Here is an 18,452-nt window from a genome sequence, read left to right as displayed (position 1 = left end):
GTTCGGGCCGGGCCACGTCAGGCGGTCCAGGTCCAGTCTGCGACCTCCGGGAGATCGGTGCCGTGTTCCCGGATCCAGGCGTGGTGTCGCAGCCGGGTGTCCTCCATCTGCTGGCGTACGTCGGCGGCGCGGACGGCGAGGCCGGGGACACGGTCGATGACGTCCATGACCAGGCGGTAGCGGTCGAGGTCGTTGCGGACCACCATGTCGAAGGGCGTCGTGGTGGTGCCGATCTCCTTGTAGCCGCGCACGTGCAGATTGGGGTGGCCGGTACGGCGGTAGGCGAGGCGGTGGATCAGCCACGGGTAGCCGTGGTAGGCGAAGATGACCGGCTTGTCCTGGGTGAACAGGGCGTCGTACTGGGCGGCGGGCATGCCGTGCGGGTGCTCCTCGGCGGGCAGCAGGCGGGCCAGATCGACGACGTTGACGACCCGCACCGCCAGCTCCGGCAGATGGTGACGGAGCAACTGCGCCGCGGCCAGCACCTCCTGGGTGGGCACGTCACCCGCGCCGGCGAGCACCACGTCCGGCTCCCGCGAGCTGTCCTCGGTACCGGCCCAGGTCCAGATCCCCGCACCGCGGGCGCAGTGGGCGCGGGCCTGGTCGAGGGTCAGCCAGTCGAAGCAGGGCTGCTTGCCCGCGACGATCACGTTCACGTAGTCCCGGCTGCGCAGGGCGTGGTCGGCCACGGACAGCAGGGTGTTGGCGTCCGGGGGAAGGTAGACCCGTACGACCTCCGGAGACTTGTTGAGGACGTGGTCGATGAAGCCGGGGTCCTGATGGGAGAAGCCGTTGCTGTCCTGGCGCCACACATGCGAGGTGAGCAAGTAGTTCAGGGAGGCGATGGGCGCGCGCCAGGGCAGGCGACGGGAGGTGCGCAGCCACTTGATGTGCTGGTTGACCATCGAGTCGACGATGTGGACGAACGCCTCGTAGCAGGAGAACAGGCCGTGCCGGCCGGTGAGCAGATAGCCCTCCAGCCAGCCCTGGCAGGTGTGTTCGGAGAGGATCTCCATGACCCGGCCGTGCCGGTCCAGGTGCTCGTCCACGTGCACCATCTCGGCCTGCCATGCCTTGCCGCTGGCGACGTACACCGCCTGGAGGCGGTTGGAGGCGGTCTCGTCCGGGCCGACGATGCGGAAGTCGCGCCGCTCGCCCGTCGCCGCCATGACGGTTTCGAGCAGGTCGCCGAGGACGCGGGTGGGCTCGTGCAGGGTCGCGCCCGGCTTGTCGACGGCGACCGCGTACCGCTCCAGCGGCGGTATGGGCAACTCGCGCAGCAGCAAGCCTCCGTTGGCGTGCGGGGTCGCGCCGAGGCGCCGCGCGCCGTCGGGGACGCAGGCGAGAACCTGCCCCCGCGGTCGGCCCCGCTCGTCGAAGAGTTCCTCGGGCCGGTACGAGCGCAGCCACTCCTCCAGTTGCTGCAGATGTTCTGCGTTGTCGCGCACCCCGGCCAGTGGGACCTGGTGGGAGCGCCATGTGCCCTCCACCGGCAGCCCGTCGACCTCGGCCGGGCCGGTCCAGCCCTTGGGGGTGCGCAGCACGATGACGGGCCACAGAGGCCGGTCGGTCCCGCCCTCCTGGCGTGCCGCGCGTTGGATCTCGGTGATGCGGTCCAGGGCGGTGTCCATCGCCTGGGCCATGTCCTGGTGCACCTGCATCGGGTCGTGCCCCGTGACGTGGAGCGGGGCGTGACCGTATCCCCGCAGCAGTTCGTCGAGTTCGGCCTCGGGGAGCCGGGCGAGCACCGCGGGGTTGGCGATCTTGTAGCCGTTGAGGTGCAGGATCGGCAGCACCGCGCCGTCGTGTACGGGGTCGAGGAATTTGTTGGAGTGCCAGGAGGCGGCCAGCGGCCCCGTCTCCGCCTCACCGTCGCCGATCACGCAGGCGACCAGGAGCTGAGGGTTGTCCAGTGCGGCGCCATAGGCGTGGGACAGGGCGTAGCCGAGTTCGCCGCCTTCGTGGATGGAGCCCGGGGTCTCCGGGGCGACGTGGCTCGGCACCCCGCCTGGGAAGGAGAACTGACGGAACAGTCGCTCCATGCCTGCCGCGTCCCGGCTCACGTCGGGGTATGTGGTGCTGTAGCTGCCTTCGAGCCAGGAATTGGCGAGGACCGCAGGACCGCCGTGACCGGGTCCCCAGATACACAGGGCGTCTTGGCCACGCTCCTTGATCACACGGTTGAGGTGTGTGTGGACCAGATTGAGGCCGGGCGAGGTGCCCCAGTGCCCGAGCAGCCGCGGTTTGACGTGCTCGGGCCGGAGCGGCTCGGTGAGCAGGGGATTGGCCAACAGGTAGATCTGGCCGACCGCCAGGTAGTTGGCGGCCCGCCAGTGGGCGTCCAGCGTGCGCAGTTCCTCGTCGGTCAACGTCGTGCTGCTGTCCGGGTTCTCTTGCTTGGCGTTGGACATGAAGAACCTCGTGAACGTCGTTGGATGGGTCGAGTAGTGATCGAGGAGCAGTCGGGGGGCGGTCGATGAGCAAGGAGGCGGAATGGCCGGAAAGAAGAAGCGCCCCGCGTCGCTGCCGCGTGGCATGTACGAGCGGGAGCTGCTGCGACTGCAGACGGAGCTGGTGAAACTTCAGGAGTGGGTGCGCGCGGAGGGCGCCCGGCTCGTCGTGGTGTTCGAGGGACGGGACGCGGCGGGCAAGGGCGGCACCGTCAAGCGGGTCGCGGAGCATCTCAACCCCCGGGTGGCTCGGATCGTGGCCCTCCCCAAGCCCACTGAACGCGAACGCACCCAGTGGTACTTCCAGCGTTACATCGCGCACTTGCCGGCGGCAGGGGAAATCGCGCTGTTCGACCGGAGCTGGTACAACCGCGCCGGCGTCGAGCACGTGATGGGCTTCTGCTCTCCGGAGGAGTACCAGCTGTTCCTCCGCCAGTGCCCGGTCTTGGAGCGGATGCTGGTGGAGGAGGGGATCCTGCTGCGCAAGTACTGGTTCTCGGTGAGCGACGCGGTGCAGCAGGAGCGGTTCCGGCGGCGCCTGGAGGATCCCGTGCGGCGCTGGAAGCTCTCGCCGATGGACCTGGAGTCCATCACCCGGTGGGAGGCGTACTCGCGCGCGAAGGACGACATGCTGGTGCACACCGACACCGCGGAGGCTCCGTGGTACGTGGTGGAGAGCGACGACAAACGCCGGGCCCGGCTGAACATGATCGCCCACCTGCTGGGGTCGCTGCCCTACCGCGAAGTGCCGCCCCCCGTACTGGAGTTGCCGCAACGCCCGCCGTCGACCGGCTACGTACGCCCGCCCAGGGAGCTGCAGACGTACGTACCCGACCACGCGTCCCGACTCTGATCGGGGCAGCACCGTCACGCCCGCTGCGGGACGACGGCGACGGGGCAGGCGGAGTGGTGCAGTACCGCGTGCGTGACCCGGCCGAGCTGAAGCCCGAGGTGTCCGTGACGGCGGCGAGCGCCCACGACCAGGAGGTCGGCGGTGGCCGAGGCATCCACCAGCGCTGTGCGCGCCGCCCCCTCGACGATCCGCGGACGCACCCGCACGGACGGATGCTCCTCCGCGGCATCCCGCAGGGCCTCCGCCACGAGCTCCGTGGCGCGTCGCTCGTGGTCGTGGGCGGGATCACCGGCCGTGAGAGGAGGGTCGAAGGTCTCGTGCGCGGGGCATCGCCACGCCCGCACGGCGTGCACAGCGGCGTGACGGTCGGCCGCCTCCTGGAACGCGAAGCGCACCGCCGCCGAGCCCGCCTCGTCGCCGACCCCGAGCACGATCCGCTGCGCTGCGCGGGTCCAGGGTCCCTGTCCGCGGCCGTCGCGCAGCACGACCACGGGGCAGGCGGCCCGGGCGGCGACCGCCAGGCTGACGGAGCCGAGCAGCAACTCGGCGACCCCGCTGCGGCCGCGGGACGCCACGACCACCATGGAGGCGTTACGCGCCTCCCGGAGCAGGGCGCTCACCGCGTCGGCGCGCAGCACCTCGGCCGAGATCTTCAGATCCGGTGCGCGACGCTCAGCCCGTTCGGCGGCACTGCCGACGATGAGGTCGGCGCGTACCCGCTCCGAAGGCTTGCCCAGAGCCTGGGCCAGCGCGGGCCCTTCGTAGCGCTCCCACAACGAGGCGTACACCAGCCGCAACGGCACGCCGTGCAGGGCAGCCTCGTCCGCCGCCCAGTCCACGGCGCGCAGGCTCGGATCGGAGCCGTCGATTCCGGCCACCACGGGCAGTTCCATGCTCGGCATCTCGCTCACCCGTTCTCTCCGGGGTCAGTGGTGCGGGACGACGGCGACCGGCGCGGCCGCGTGATGCAGCACCGCGTGCGTGACCGGCCCGACGCGGGCGCCGACCGGCGAGGTGCGGATCCGGCGTCCGACAATCACGAGCGAGGCGTCGCGGGAGGCATCGACCACGTGGTCAGCGGGTTTGCCGGGACGGGATTCCTCGCGGACCTCGACGGACGGGAACTTCTGCCGCCAGGAGCGGAGGGCCTCGGCCAGAATCTCCGCGTCGTCTTCGGCCAGCTGGGCGTTCAACTCGGGATCCTCGGGAAGGCCGTAGGCGAAGTAGGGAGGCAGCGGCCAGGAATGGAGCACGCGCAGGGCGGTGTCACGGCGCGCCGCGGCCTCGAAGGCGAATTCGATCACTGACGCATCGGGCGATACGGCGTCGAGCCCCAGGATGACCGGTCGATACGGCGTCGCGGCGGACGGGACACCGGACGGATCCTTGGCGTGCTCGTCCGCGGCCTGCTCCCCGGCCCGGACGAGGACGACCGGGTGCCGGGCGTGGGCCACCACGGCTTGCCCGACGGATCCGACCAGGAAGCCGCTCAAGCCGCTCAGCCCGCGCGACCCGAGAACCAAGAGGTCGGCGTCGTCCGCCGCGGCGGCCAGCACCTCACTGGGACGGCCACTGAGCTGCTCCACGCTCACGGACACACCGGGGTGACGCAGCCGAAGGCCCTCTGCCGCCTCACGGGGCACCCGGACCATCTCGTGCTGCTGGGCCTCGCCACCGAGGAACGGGGCGTACGCCAGGGGAACGGGCTGCCAGACGCTGACCAGCTTCAGCTCCGCGCCGAGCAGCCCCGCCTCGCGGGCGGCCCACTCGGCGGCCGCCTGGCTCTCGGGCGAGCCGTCGAAACCGGCTACGACAGTGTGGGACATGACGCGTACCTCCTGGTCAGAGCCGGACCCACGTCGAGGGTGGAGGGTCGTACCGCCCCTCGACGCCTCACGGCCTCGATTCGCACCTGGCTTCGATTCCAGCGTCGGGGGCCGGGCCACTGGAGTGGAAGGGCCGACGGGGCCCGGGCCTGGGCCGACCGGCCCTCATTTGAACTCCAGGAACTCACGGCCCCTGCGGCACGGCCACACCGGCCCCAGGGAGCGGCGGAACAGGGGCCGGACGGCACCACGCCTGCCACCGCACGGCCCCTGCCCCGGGCCCTCGGCGCACACGAGCATGAAATGCGCAGGGGCCACGGCACTTCGAGAGGGGCCGGTGAGCCCCGCGGACAGCAACGCGATCCGATGCGGAGGCAAGTGATGACGACGGTGGCTCCGACAGATGTGGCGACTCCGAGGACCGAGTGGCGCGGCCTCGCGGGCGAACGGTGGCGCGAGCACGTGGACGTGCGCGACTTCATCCAGGCCAACTGCACGCCGTACGAAGGCGACGCGGTCTTCCTCACCGGCCCCACTCACCGTACGCGCGCCGTCTGGGAGAAGGTCAGCGCGCTGTTCCCCGAGGAACGGCGCAAAGGGATCCTGGACGTCGACGCCGCCACACCTTCGACGATCACCGCGCACGCTCCCGGGTACATCGACCAGGACCTGGAACTCATCGTCGGTCTGCAGACCGACGCCCCGCTGAAGCGCGCGATCATGCCGAACGGCGGCCTCCGCATGGTCGAAACCAGCCTGCAGGCATATGGATACCGGCCCGGCCCGTTCGTGACCAAGGTCTTCGGTACCTACCGCAAGACCCACAACGATGGCGTCTTCGACGGCTACACGCAGGTCATGCGGGCCGCCCGCAGGGCGGGGATCATTACGGGCCTCCCGGACGCGTACGGCCGCGGACGGATCATCGGCGACTACCGACGCCTGGCGCTGTACGGTACGAATCGCCTGATCGCCGCCAAACGCGCCGAGCGCGCCCTGCTGGACGCCCGCCCGTCCACCGAGGAAGTGATCCGTGATCGGGAGGAACTCGCGGAACAGATAAGGGCGTTGGCCGATCTGGCGCGCATGGCAGCCGGTTACGGCTGCGACGTCACCCGGCCGGCTGCGTCGGCGCACGAGGCCGTGCAATGGCTCTATCTCGGCTACCTCGCCGCGGTGAAGGAGCAGAACGGCGCCGCGATGTCCCTGGGCCGCACGTCCACCTTCCTGGACGTGTACCTCCAGCGGGACCTGGACGCGGGCGCCATCGACGAGAGCCGCGCCCAGGAGCTCATCGACGACTTCGTGATCAAACTGCGGCTCGTACGGTTCCTGCGCACGCCCGAGTACGACGCCCTGTTCTCCGGTGACCCCACCTGGGTGACCGAGTCGATCGGCGGCATCGGCGCGGACGGCCGCACCCTCGTCACCCGCACCTCCTTCCGCTTCCTGCAGACCCTCTACAACCTCGGGCCCGCGCCCGAGCCGAACCTGACCGTGCTCTGGTCGCCCCGGCTGCCCTCCGGCTTCAAGGAGTTCTGCGCCCGCGTCTCCATCGACACCAGCGCGGTCCAGTACGAATCCGACGAGCTGGTGAGGCCGCTCACCGGCGACGACACCGCGATCGCCTGCTGCGTGTCCGCGATGGCGGTCGGCAAGCAGATGCAGTTCTTCGGAGCCCGCGTCAACCTCGCCAAGGCGCTGCTGTACGCGATCAACGGCGGTCGGGACGAGATGACGGGCGAACAGGTGGGGCCCGAGACACCCGCGCTGAGCGGCGAGCACCTGGAGTACGAGGAGCTGAGCGCGGCGTACGACCGGATGCTCGACTGGCTGGCGGAGACCTATGTCGGCGCCCTCAACGTCATCCACTTCATGCACGACAAGTACGCCTACGAGCGGATCGAGATGGCGCTGCACGACTACCCTGTGCACCGCTTCATGGCCTGCGGGATCGCCGGCCTCTCCGTCGCGGCCGACAGCCTGTCCGCGGTCAAGTACGCCCGGGTGAAGGTGATCCGCGACGACTCCGGTCTGGCCGTCGACTACGAGACCGAGGGCGAGTTCCCCGCCTACGGCAACAACAACGACCGCGTCGACGCGCTCGCCGTCGGCCTGGTGGAGACGTTCATGGCGAAGGTGCGCAAGCACTCCACTTACCGCGACGCCGAGCACACCCAGTCCGTGCTGACCATCACCTCCAACGTCGTCTACGGCAAGCACACCGGCAACACCCCCGACGGGCGCCGCGCCGGACAGCCCTTCGCGCCCGGCGCCAACCCGATGAACGGACGGGACCGGCACGGGGCCGCGGCTTCAGCCCTGTCCGTGGCGAAGATCCCGTACGAGCTGGCGCGCGACGGTATCTCGCTGACCACCTCGATCACCCCCGAGGGCCTGGGCCACGACCCCGCCGAGCGGGCCGGGAACCTCGTCGGCGTACTGGACGCCTACATGGCATGCGGCGGCTTCCACATGAACGTCAACGTCCTGGACCGGGCCACGTTGGAGGACGCCATGAACCACCCGGAGAAGTACCCGGAGCTGACCGTCAGGGTCTCCGGATACGCCGTCAACTTCGTCCGCCTGACGCGCGAGCAACAGCTCGACGTGCTCAGCCGCACCTTCCACGGCGCACTGTGAACACCACGAACGGGCTGGTGACAGGGCGCGTCCACTCCTGGGATCTGTCCACCGGAGTGGACGGCCCCGGCACCCGTTTCGTGCTGTTCGTCAGCGGATGCCCACTGCGCTGTCTCTACTGTGCGAACCCGGACACCTGGCGCATGCGCGACGGGCGGCCGTTCACCGCCGACGAGGTCATGGCCGAGATCGACCAGTATCGTCCGTTCATCACCACCGCCGGCGGAGGGGTGACCCTCACGGGCGGCGAGCCCCTGCTCCAACCCGCCTTCACCGGCACCGTCCTGCGTCGCTGCAGGGAGGCGGGATTGCACACCGCCCTGGACACCTCCGGGTTCCTCGGCGCCCGCGCCGACGACGCCCTGCTCGCCGACACCGATCTCGTGCTCCTGGACATCAAGTCCTTCGACGTCGCGACCTACCGCAAGCTGACCGGGGGTGAACTCGCCCCCACCCTCGGCTTCGCCACCCGCCTGGACCATCTCGGCATCCCGGTGTGGATCCGCTACGTCCTGGTCCCGGGCCGGACCGACGACGCGGCCGCCATCGACGGCCTCGGCGCCTTCCTGGCCGGTCTGGGCAACGTCGACCGAGTGGACGTCCTGCCGTTCCACAAGCTGGGTGCCCACAAGTACGAAGCCCTGGGCCTTCCCTTTCCGCTGCGGGACACCCCCGGCCCGGGGCCCGACCTCGTCGAGCGGGTGCGCCGGCAGTTTCACGCCCACGGTTTGCGGGCGCACTGAGCCGGCGCGCGGCGCGGCTCTCGGCCGTGTGCCTATGGGCGCGGCCCGCCGTCCGTTCCGTAGAACGCCGCCCGCATCATCTCCTGCATGTCGTCGAGCATCGGCATGCGCGGGTTGGCGGGCGCGCACTGGTCCTCGTAAGCGTTCAGGGCCTGCTGGGGGAGAGCGTCGAGGAAGGCGTGCTCCTCGACGCCGACCGACTTGAACGACGGCTCGATGCCCACGGCGTCGCGCAGGTGCTCCACGGCGCACGCCAGCGATTCCACACCCTCCCGCGGGGTGGCCGCGGACAGACCGAGCGTGCGGGCCACGTCCTGGAAGCGTTCGGGAGCGCGGTAGTTCTCGTACTTCGGCCAGCCCGTGAGCTTGGAGGGGACAGTGCCGTTGTAGCGGATGACGTGGGGCAGCAGGATCGCGTTGGTGCGGCCGTGCGCGACGTGGAAAGTGGCGCCCAGGGTGTGGGACATGGCGTGGACGATGCCGAGGAAGGCATTGCCGAAGGCCATGCCCGCGATGGTGCCGGCGTTGTGCATCTTCTCCCGGGCCTGCGGCCGGTCCGCCCGCTCGTTCACCGCTGCTTCGATGTTCTCGAAGACCATCCGGATCGCGTGCAGGGCCAGGCCGTCGGTGAAGTCGTTGGCGTACACCGACACGTACGCCTCGATGGCGTGGGTGAGGGCGTCGAAGCCGCTGTCCGCCGCCAGCGCCGGGGGCAGTTGGGTGGTGAGCAGGGGGTCGACGATGGCCACGCTGGGTGTGAGGGCGTAGTCGGCCAAGGGGTACTTCTTGCCGGTGGCCGGATCGGATATCACCGCGAAGGGCGTGACTTCGGCGCCGGTGCCCGAGGTGGTGGGCACGCACACCAGACGGGCCAGCGAGCCGAGAACGGGAAAGCGGAAGGCGCGTTTGCGGATGTCGGAGAACTTGTGCCGCATGTCGGCGAAGTCGACGTCCGGCTGCTCGTACAGCAGCCACATCACCTTGGCGGCGTCCATGGGCGAGCCGCCGCCGAGCGCGATGATGGTGTCCGGGCGGAAGTCCCGCATGAGGTCGGCCCCGTGCCGGACGGAGTCGATGCTCGGCTCCGGCTGGACGGTGTCGATGACCTGTATGGTGACCGGCTCGCGGCGACGCTGCAGGACACGTGTGACGCGGTCGACGAAGCCGAGGCGGGTCATGGTCGCGTCGGTGACGATGGTGACGCGGTGGACGTCCGGCATGTCGGCGAGGTAGCGGATGGCCTGCGGCTCGAAGTAGATCTTCGGCGGGACCTTGAACCACTGCAGATTGTTGCGGCGCGTGGTGAGGCGCTTGATGTTCAGCAGTTGGACGGCGGAGACGTTGTTGGACACCGAGGTGCTGCCCCACGAGCCGCAGCCGAGCGTCAGCGACGGCAGAAGGTTGTTGTAGATGCCGCCGATGGCGCCCTGCGACGAGGGGGAGTTGACGATGATCCGGACGGTCTTCAGGTGCCTGCCGTATGCCTCAGCCAGTGCGGAGTCGTCGGTGTGGATGACGGCGCTGTGGCCCTGGCCGTGGAAGGCGACCATGTCCGCGGCCAGGGCGAAGCCCTGCTGCTCGGAGTCGGCGCGTAGCAGGGCGAGTACGGGGCAGAGCTTCTCGCGGGTCAGTGGCTCGTCCCGGCCGACTCGCGTGGCCTCGACCAGGATGAGCGAGGTGTCGTCGGGCACGGAGAAGCCGGCCTGCTCCGCGATCCACGCCGGGCTCTGGCCTACGGCTGCGGAGTTGACCTTGGGCTCGCAGCCGGAGCCCGCCGCGCCGACGGGAAAGAGGAACGCCTCCAGCTTCGCCTTCTCATCGGCGGTGGCCAGATGGGCGTGCAGGGTGCGGAACTCGGCCAGGGCCGCGCCGTAGATCTCGTCGTCCAGGATGACGGCCTGTTCGGAGGCGCAGATCATGCCGTTGTCGAACGCCTTGGACAGCACGAGGTCGTTGACGGCCCGGGGCAGCCGCGCGCTCTTGTGGACGTACGCGGGTACGTTGCCCGCACCCACGCCCAGAGCGGGCTTGCCGGCCGAATAGGCGGCCCGGACCATGGAGTTGCCGCCGGTCGCGAGGATCAACGCGACGCCCGGGTGGTGCATCAGGGCGCCGGTGGCCTCGAGGGACGGTGACTCGATCCACTGCACGCAGTGCTCCGGGGCGCCCGCGGCGACGGCCGCGTCGCGCACGACCCGGGCCGCCTCGGCGCTGCACTGCTGGGCGGCGGGGTGGAAGGCGAAGACGACCGGGTTGCGGGTCTTCAGAGCCAGGAGCGCCTTGAAGATGGTGGTGGAGGTGGGGTTGGTGACGGGAGTGATGGCGCACACCACGCCCACCGGCTCCGCGATCTCGACGATGTCCTCAAGGTCGTCGCGGGCGATCACGCCGACGGTCTTCATCGGACCCATGCTGTGCGTGACGTGCTCGCAGGCGAACATGTTCTTGACGGCCTTGTCCTCGAACACGCCGCGCCCGGTCTCCGTCACCGCGAGCCGAGCCAGCGCGGTGTGCTGGTCCAGGGCGGCGACCGATGCCTTGCTCACGATGTGGTCGACCTGTTCCTGGGTGAGCGACTCGTAGTCGGCGAGTGCCTTGAGTCCGGCCGTCACCAGCCGGTCCACGGCGACAGCTGTGTCCGTTGGCGTCCTGATGGCCGGGGCGGCACTGAGGCGCTCGTCGCGTGCGGTCATCGGGGGCCTCCGTCGTCGAGAGCTGAATCCGTAGAGCAGGCGGCGTGAGGATCTGTCCCTGGGCCCACGCCCCTACCACCACGAGCGTCGCGCGGAACCGGTGGTGAACCCAGGTGCCGTTGCGCACCGGGGGAGCGGCCGACGGGTACCGGTGTCCAGGGCCGGACGGCCCTGCTGTCTTCACCTGCTGTCGGACGCCTCCGTGTCGGTGAGCGCGGCCCGTCCGGCCTCGAGGCGGGCCACGGGTACGCGGAACGGCGAACAGGAGACGTAGTCGAGGTCCGCGGCGTGGAAGAAGTGGACGGACGCGGGGTCACCGCCGTGTTCACCACAGACCCCGACCTTCAGATCGGGCCGCGCCGCACGGCCTTCGGCGACGGCGATGCGGACGAGTCGGCCCACGCCTTCGGGGTCGATGGTCTCGAACGGGGAGACTTTGAAGATGCCCTTGTCCAGGTAGGCGGAGAAGAACGCCGCTTCGACGTCGTCGCGGGAGTAGCCCCAGGTGGTCTGGGTGAGGTCGTTGGTGCCGAAGGAGAAGAACGCCGCCTCCTGCGCGATCTGACCTGCCGTCAGGGCAGCCCTGGGTAGCTCGATCATCGTGCCGACCGGGCAGCGGACTGCCATCCCCGAAGCCTCGGAGACAGCGGCGAGTGTCTCATCCACTTCCTCACGCACCAGGCGCAGTTCTTCGACCGCATCGATCAGCGGCACCATGATCTCCGCCCGGGGATCGCCGCCCGCCCGCTTGCGTTCCACGATCGCTTCCGCGAGGGCTCGGACCTGCATCGCGGTCAGGCCCGGTGCCACCAGTCCGAGGCGCACGCCGCGCAGACCGAGCATCGGGTTCTCCTCATGCATCCGGTTCACGGCTGCCAGCAGTTCGGCGTCGTGCGCGCTGGGCGGGTTGCCCTGGGCCTCGGCGGTGGCGATACGGACGGACAGCTCGGTGCGGTCGGGCAGGAACTCGTGCAGGGGCGGATCGAGGAGGCGGATGGTCACCGGCAGCCCGTCCATCGCCTCCAGAATGCCGATGAAGTCCTGCCGCTGCAGCGGCAGGAGAGCGTCCAGCGCCCGTACGCGGTCGGCGTCGGTGTGGGCGAGAATCATCGCCTCGACGAGCTTCCTCCGGTCGCCGAGGAACATGTGCTCGGTGCGGCAGAGCCCGATCCCCTCGGCGCCGAACCGGCGGGCGCGCGCGGCGTCTTCGGGAGTGTCGGCGTTGGCCCGGACCCCCAGGCGCCGTACAGCGTCGGCCCGGTCCAGGGCACGGGCAACGGCGTCGACCAGCTCGCCGGAGCGCTCACCCGTCTCGAAGTACCGCATGACCTCGGAATCGACCAGCGGTGCCACCCCGGCGTACAGGGTTCCCGTGGAGCCGTCGACGGAGATGACCATGCCCTCTTCGATGGTGACGCCGCCCGCAGTGGTGCAACGGCGTCCCGGCGGGTCGATGACGAGGTCTTCGGCGCCGCACACACAGACCTTGCCCATGCCGCGGGCGACCACGGCCGCGTGGCTCGTCTTGCCGCCCCGGCTGGTGAGCACCGCCTGAGCGGCCACCATTCCGGGCAGATCGTCCGGTGTGGTCTCCTGCCGTACGAGGACGACCTTCTCCCCGGCGGCGGCGCGCCGGACGGCCTCGGCGCAGTCGAACACCGCGGCGCCGACGGCAGCGCCCGGCGAGGCCGGGATGCCGTGCGCCAGCGCCTCCCCGACGGCAGCCGTGTCGAACCGCGGGAACATCAGCCGGGCGGCTTCGTCGCCGCTGACGCGGGCCAGCGCCTCGTCGTGGGTGATCAGACCTTCCTCGGCGAGCCCGGCGGCGATGGCGAACGCGGCCTCGGCCGTGCGCTTGCCCACGCGGGTCTGAAGCATCCACAAGGTGCCACGCTCGATGGTGAACTCGACGTCGCACAGATCCCGGTAATGGCCCTCCAACGCCTCTAGATGGTCCCGTAGTTGGGCGTACGACGTGGGGTCGAGGCGTTCGAGGTCGGTCAGCGGGACGGTGTTGCGGATGCCCGCGACGACGTCCTCGCCCTGCGCATTGGGCAGGTAGTCGCCGTAGGGGCGGCGGCGACCCGTGGCCGGATCACGGGTGAAGGCGACACCGCTGCCGGAGTCGGGACCGAGGTTGCCGAAGACCATGCGCTGTACGTTGACTGCGGTGCCCAGAGTGTCGGAGATGTGCTCGCGCCGGCGGTACAGGCGCGCGCGTTGGCCGTTCCAGGACTCGAAGACGGCTCGGATCGACCGGCGCAGCTGCTCAGTGGGATCCTGCGGGAAGTCTTTGCCGGTTTCCCCGCTGATCAGGTTCTTGTAGGTCTCGACGAGCCGGGCGAGGTCCGGCGCGTCCAGGTGCAGATCGTCCCGGTAGTTCAGGGAGTCCTTGAGACGGGTGAGGGCTGCCTCGAACAGCGCGGGGTCGACGCCCATCACGGTGCTGCCGAACATCTGCAGGAGGCGGCGGTAGGAGTCCCAGGCGAAGCGCTCGCTCCCGGACACCTTGGCCAGCCCTCGTACGGAGTCGTCGGTGAGGCCGATGTCGAGGATCGTCTCCATCATCCCCGGCATGGAGAATCGAGCTCCGGACCGGACCGAGAGCAGCAGCGGGTCATCCGGCTGCCCGAGCCGACGCCCTGCCGACCGCTCCAAAACGCCGAGGCAGTCGGCGATCTCGTCAGCCAGGCCGTCCGGCTCGGTCCCCGTGGCGAGGAAGGCCCGGCAGGCATCGGTGGTGACCGTGAACCCGGGTGGCACAGGAAGGCCCAGTCGGGTCATCTCTGCCAAGTTGGCACCCTTGCCGCCGAGCAGGTCGGCCATGTCGCGGTTGCCCTCGGCGAACTCGTACACGTACTGGACCATGGCGGTGCACTTCCTTCCGGTGTCTGAGGGAGGACCGGGCTGAGGTCGCGCGCCGTTCGGCGGGGTCGGGTCAGCGGTCAGGGGTACGGAACCGGCTCCTCCCGGGCGCCCCGGGCCTTCAGTGTCGGACGCGTCGTCTCGATGCAGCAGGTGCTGGACGGTCGCTGCCCCAGGGCCGTCCGGCCCTGGGGCACGGATTCCGGTCCCCTGGCGTTGCGCGCCGTGGGGCGTCAGTCGTGCGGGACGACCGCGACGGGGGCGGTGGCGTGGTGCAGTACGGCGTGTGCGACCGGTCCGATACGCATGCCGAGGGCGCGACGGTGCATCTTGCGGCCGACCACCACCAGACCGGCCTGCGGGGCGGCCGAGAGGACGACGCTGGAGGCATGCGCCAGTTCGACGGCGTGGGTCACCGGCACCTTCGGGTACCTCTCACGCCACGGCCTCAAAGCGTCCGTCAGTGCCCTCTCCGCCTGCCTCGTGATCCCGCCCTCCTGCCCGGCCAGCCGCCCTACGGCAGGGCCGTACCCGTACAGCGGCGGCAGGTCGGGCGCGTGGACCGCGTGCAGGGCGGAACCGCGGACGGCGGCCGCGTTGAAGGCGAATTCGAGGAGCGGCGCGGGAATCTCAGCGGGTTCCTGCAGACCGACGACCACGTTCCCGCTGTCGTGCTCCGCTGCACCGCCGCCCTCGTTGGCCGGGCGATGGCCGGCCCGCACCAAGATCACTGGGCGCTGCGCCCGGGCCAGGACTTGCTGTCCGACGGAGCCCAGCAGGAATCCGGCGACGGCCCCGTGGCCACTGGAACCCAGCACGAGCATCTCGGCCGCCTCCGCCTCGGCCAACAGCACGGCAGGTGCCGTGTCGCAGATGAGCTCCGTGCTGACGGCCAGGCCCGGATGCCGATCGCACACCAGGTCCTTGGCCTCTTCCAGGACGCTCAGGGCCCATCGCTTCTGGGTGTCCAGGTCCTCCGCGACGGGCACGTCCTGCTGCCGCCAGATCCATGCCTGTACGAGACGCAAGGGGAGGCCGCGGTCCTCGGCCTCGCGAGCGGCCCACTCTGCGGCCGCCAGGCTTTCGGGGGAGCCGTCCAGGCCGGCGGTGACGGGGCGAATCATGGAGACCTCCATGGTTGAGGTGTGCGGGTCGTGGACCGGCGTGGCGGCCATGCTCCGAGCCTCATCATGTCGGGCCTGCGGTTGAAGGGGCCGATGGTCCCGTCCGGGGCTGTTCGGCGCTTGGGGGAGGCGCCCCAGATCTCGCCGGCGGTCAGCGGCGCCGACGGTGTGTCGAACGGGAATGCCAGGTGAGCACGCCATGTGGGGCCTTACTTTCGAAGGCCATGCGAGTGGGTGGCCGCGTGGCTCATCGTTCTCGCACACGGCCACGTCTGTCCAGCCAGGGCGGGAGACGCGGGAGGAAATCAGTCGCCGAACGACCTCACGGTGAGGTTGACGGAGGCAGCGTCTTGGGCCGCAGTGCCGGGCTCCGAGCTACGACTCGGTAACTCCGCGGATCAGTTGATCAATGTAATGACGGATATGAGGAGGCATCTTCTGCGGCAGCTGGCTCATCGGGAACAGCCGCAGCGCCTGCCCTTCCCCAAGGACTAGGTCTTGTTCCGCACCGTCCCATGAGCCGAGGAACACGTGCGGCGGGTTCTTGGCGGGCTCGTACGGCGTGACCGGGACCTCAGCGATCTCGTCCGGAACGACCCCGGTCTCTTCCTTGATCTCCCTGAGGACGGTGTCCATCGGTGTCTCACCCGGCTCGGCTCCGCCTCCGGGAAGCGACCAGTACCCCGGCCAACAGATCTCGGGCTTGTCGTCACGGTGCTGGAGGATGATCTCCTGGCGGCTCGTGAGGATGACTGCGACGCATCCGGGGTTCGTCTGCAAGGCGTCTGCCACGGCGTTCCTTTGGGCCTGTACGACAACGGCGGCTCCCCCAACGTAGCGTCAGGGGCCGACGTGTCTCAGGATTGTGCCGCGTTCTCCCTCTTCGCACGGGCGTACCCGAACGCCAGGTAGCGGTCCCACACTTCTCGTGCGGTGCTGTTCGGCGAGATGTGGCTGAGGGCGACCGAGATGGCCGTGGCAGCCGCGCACACCCCGCCCTGGACCTCGGGCAGGGTGGCGGTGACGGCACCGTCGGTCCCCACCCGTGCAGGCGCCGGTACAGCTCCACGGCCTCGTTGGCTTCCCCCGACACCTACGTCATGAGCAGGATCTCGCTCGCAGCCACCGGTGCTCCGCTTCAGGCTTGTCCCGTAATGCTGTTCGTGGGACGCCATCACCGAGCGTTGGTCGCAATCATGGCGGCCAAGCCGTACTGGCCGACGATCTGTGCCAGCCTCAACCTGGGGCACAGTCAGCCGCTACTGCCCGAGCGGGTGCTTCGACCGGAGGGTCGGATGCGAGTAGGCACAGAAACCGTCGTGGCCATATGTGCGGTCGTGATCGCGGTTGCCTCGCTCGTCGTCTCTGTCTACGAGGCGCGTGTCGCGCGGCAGCACAACCGTCAGTCGGTGCGCCCGCTCCTGCAGTTACAGCGGGGCTGGCAGCAAGGACGCAGGGCAGGTGACGATGTGCAGGTACCGCTTCCCGTCCGCACTCTTGTAGCGGCAGATCAGGCCAGCGGTGTGGAGCTGGTTGAGGTCGTCCTCGACGCCCATGGGCCCGTGCTCGGGGCGCAGGGACCACAGCCGGCCGGTGATGACGGCTGCCTGGTCGCGGTACCGGCAGTGGTCGTCGGCCTGGGTGAGCAGTCCGAAGAAGGTCCGCTCGGCGGAGAGGGGACTGCTGCCAGGGACTCGGATGCGAACGCCTCGGGCTTGGTGGTGCGGATACGGGCGATGTAGATCGACCACCTTTCGTGAATCGGGGGCGGGGGGATTCGGGCAGGGGATGGTGCGCTGATGCGTGGGCGACACAGCCACACCTACAGCCCAAAACTTCAGAGTTAACTCATGAACTCAGTACAACTTCCTGATGGGCCGCGAATGCAGTAGGCCCAGATCCCCGGTTGCCGAAATCGCCGTCGTACAGCGCATCGCTCACAGCAGACGAATAGCGCTTCCCTGAGGCGGCGTGCGGAAGCTGCAACACGACCATGCCTCCACGTCCTCTCCGAATCGGGCCCGCAGGACAGGCCGTTGCCCGCGCCATCGAGTCCACTCGCACCGCACTCGGCTATTCCCAGCGCCAGCTCGCCAGTCGCGTCACCGCGCTTGGGCGCCCCATGACCTTCACTGCTGTCTCCCGCATCGAACGCAGGGTCCGGCGCTGCGACATCGACGATCTCGTAGCCATCGCCATGGCCCTTGATGTCGCCCCGCACGCGTTGCTCGGCTGTCGCGCTCAGCCGCTGGCCCCGCTCAGCGAGGGCGCAACATAGCCGACGATCCCCGGTTAGCAAAACCGGGGATCCTCCGGACTATTGAGTCTCCCGAGGCGGTCCCGTCTCCATCCGTCGCGCAGAGCCTTGCGCAGCAGGTCCTGCGGCCAGTGGAAAAGGGTCCTGCCGAGGAATTGCCGCCACGGCATGGAGCCAATCGTCGTGACGGGGCGCTCGTGAATCCAAATTCCTAGCCGAAGGACCCCTTCTTGTCTGAAGTCGCCCCGCTTTCCCAGCGTCGTTACTCCGCGCTTCCGAATGCCTCCGCCATAGGACGGGCATTTCTTGGCGTGCAGGAAGCGGCGGCTTATCTCGGTATCTCGCCGCGCACGCTCTACGTCTGGCGGCACCGGCGGCAGGGGCCACCGAGCTTCCGGATGGGGGCCCGTGGGCGGGTGACGTACCGGCTCGACGCGCTCGACGCCTGGATACGGGAGCAGGAGCTGGCCGACTCGCGCTCCAACCCGGCCCTCGACCCCGTGAGCGCGGCCCCGCAGCGTCGGGTCGACCACTCGGCTACGGCCTGACGCACCAGCGGTAGCGGCACCCCCACCCCCAACCCCGAGGAAGTACTTGGCCGGCTATATAGAAGACCGCTGGATCAACAAGAAGAAGGACCCCACCAGCGGCAAGCGGGAGCGCACCGCCCGCTACGGGAAGGGCACCCGGTACCGCGTCGCCGGGATCCCCGGCGTACGGAACATGTCGTTCGACACGTTGGAGGACGCCAAGGCGTGGCTGCGCAGAGCCGGAACCGACAGCGAGCGTGGAGAGTTCGTCGACCCGCGCGATGGCTCCATCACGCTGGCCGACTACGTCACCCGCTTCTGGAAGGAGGGCGTGCGGGGCGCCCCTGGCACGATCAAGCGCGTCGACGCCCGCTTCCGCCTCCACATCCTTCCGCACCTCGGCACGGTGGGCCTGAGGGACATCTCGGCGACCGTCCTGCGTGGCTACATCGCCACGCTCGAAGGCGA

At 69.6% G+C, this 18,452-nt stretch carries 13 protein-coding genes and 1 pseudogene; 5 read left to right on the top strand and 9 right to left on the bottom strand.

The genetic code is table 11. The features are described 5' to 3' along the window. Positions 1 to 17: 17 nt before the first annotated feature. Positions 18 to 2,411 (bottom strand): phosphoketolase family protein, encoded by a 2,394-nt coding sequence (locus STRAU_RS02215; RefSeq protein WP_016638584.1) that lies wholly within the window; start codon positions 2,409 to 2,411, stop codon positions 18 to 20. A gap of 82 nt (positions 2,412 to 2,493) precedes the next feature. Here STRAU_RS02215 and ppk2 point away from each other — a divergent pair, with 82 nt between their 5' ends. Next, the gene (gene ppk2 / locus STRAU_RS02210; RefSeq protein WP_016638583.1) at positions 2,494 to 3,303 is read left to right on the top strand and encodes a polyphosphate kinase 2; all 810 of its coding nucleotides are present in this window, start codon (positions 2,494 to 2,496) and stop codon (positions 3,301 to 3,303) included. 14 nt (positions 3,304 to 3,317) lie between these two features. Here the strand turns inward: ppk2 and STRAU_RS02205 are convergent, their stop codons facing one another. Both STRAU_RS02205 and STRAU_RS02200 read right to left on the bottom strand, forming a co-directional pair. Further along, the gene (locus STRAU_RS02205; RefSeq protein WP_037657145.1) at positions 3,318 to 4,205 is read right to left on the bottom strand and encodes a universal stress protein; all 888 of its coding nucleotides are present in this window, start codon (positions 4,203 to 4,205) and stop codon (positions 3,318 to 3,320) included. Positions 4,206 to 4,229: 24 nt separating this feature from the next. Beyond that, positions 4,230 to 5,129: a universal stress protein gene (locus STRAU_RS02200; RefSeq protein WP_016638581.1), complete on the bottom strand. Its 900-nt coding sequence runs from the start codon at positions 5,127 to 5,129 to the stop codon at positions 4,230 to 4,232. 381 nt (positions 5,130 to 5,510) lie between these two features. On the opposite strand from STRAU_RS02200, the gene pflB reads away from it, so the two are divergent. Continuing rightward, a complete protein-coding gene (gene pflB / locus STRAU_RS02195) occupies positions 5,511 to 7,772 on the top strand; it encodes a formate C-acetyltransferase (protein ID WP_037657101.1) in 2,262 nt (753 codons plus the stop codon). Continuing rightward, the gene (pflA, locus tag STRAU_RS02190; protein ID WP_016638578.1) at positions 7,769 to 8,515 is read left to right on the top strand and encodes a pyruvate formate-lyase-activating protein; all 747 of its coding nucleotides are present in this window, start codon (positions 7,769 to 7,771) and stop codon (positions 8,513 to 8,515) included. The genes pflB and pflA overlap by 4 nt, the downstream gene beginning before the upstream one ends. A 32-nt stretch (positions 8,516 to 8,547) precedes the next feature. Here the strand turns inward: pflA and adhE are convergent, their stop codons facing one another. The 6 genes and pseudogenes from adhE to STRAU_RS43390 all read right to left on the bottom strand — a co-directional run. Then, positions 8,548 to 11,208 (bottom strand): bifunctional acetaldehyde-CoA/alcohol dehydrogenase, encoded by a 2,661-nt coding sequence (gene adhE / locus STRAU_RS02185; protein WP_016638577.1) that lies wholly within the window; start codon positions 11,206 to 11,208, stop codon positions 8,548 to 8,550. A gap of 180 nt (positions 11,209 to 11,388) precedes the next feature. Beyond that, the gene (ppdK, locus tag STRAU_RS02180; RefSeq protein WP_016638576.1) at positions 11,389 to 14,076 is read right to left on the bottom strand and encodes a pyruvate, phosphate dikinase; all 2,688 of its coding nucleotides are present in this window, start codon (positions 14,074 to 14,076) and stop codon (positions 11,389 to 11,391) included. 230 nt (positions 14,077 to 14,306) lie between these two features. After that, positions 14,307 to 15,248, bottom strand: a complete 942-nt coding sequence (locus STRAU_RS02175; protein WP_016638575.1) for a universal stress protein — start codon at positions 15,246 to 15,248, stop codon at positions 14,307 to 14,309. A 324-nt stretch (positions 15,249 to 15,572) separates the two neighbouring features. Next, the gene (locus STRAU_RS02170) at positions 15,573 to 15,989 is read right to left on the bottom strand and encodes an NUDIX hydrolase (RefSeq protein ID WP_203227338.1); all 417 of its coding nucleotides are present in this window, start codon (positions 15,987 to 15,989) and stop codon (positions 15,573 to 15,575) included. 65 nt (positions 15,990 to 16,054) lie between these two features. Beyond that, complete coding sequence (locus STRAU_RS38795) at positions 16,055 to 16,240, bottom strand: hypothetical protein (RefSeq protein ID WP_016638573.1); 186 nt, start codon at positions 16,238 to 16,240, stop codon at positions 16,055 to 16,057. A 417-nt stretch (positions 16,241 to 16,657) separates the two neighbouring features. After that, positions 16,658 to 16,935 (bottom strand): annotated as a pseudogene (locus tag STRAU_RS43390) (hypothetical protein); the annotation flags it as partial. Positions 16,936 to 17,190: 255 nt separating this feature from the next. Between STRAU_RS43390 and STRAU_RS02160 the strand changes: the two are divergent. Beyond that, positions 17,191 to 17,475, top strand: a complete 285-nt coding sequence (locus STRAU_RS02160) for a helix-turn-helix domain-containing protein (RefSeq protein ID WP_037657098.1) — start codon at positions 17,191 to 17,193, stop codon at positions 17,473 to 17,475. Positions 17,476 to 17,765: 290 nt separating this feature from the next. Continuing rightward, on the top strand, positions 17,766 to 18,002 hold the full coding sequence (locus tag STRAU_RS02155; protein WP_016638570.1) for a helix-turn-helix transcriptional regulator: 237 nt from the start codon (positions 17,766 to 17,768) through the stop codon (positions 18,000 to 18,002). Positions 18,003 to 18,452: the final 450 nt, after the last annotated feature.

It is taken from the genome of Streptomyces aurantiacus JA 4570 (assembly GCF_000414115.1).
Taxonomy (GTDB): domain Bacteria; phylum Actinomycetota; class Actinomycetes; order Streptomycetales; family Streptomycetaceae; genus Streptomyces; species Streptomyces aurantiacus_A.
This window is presented reverse-complemented; position numbering and strand designations above follow the sequence as displayed.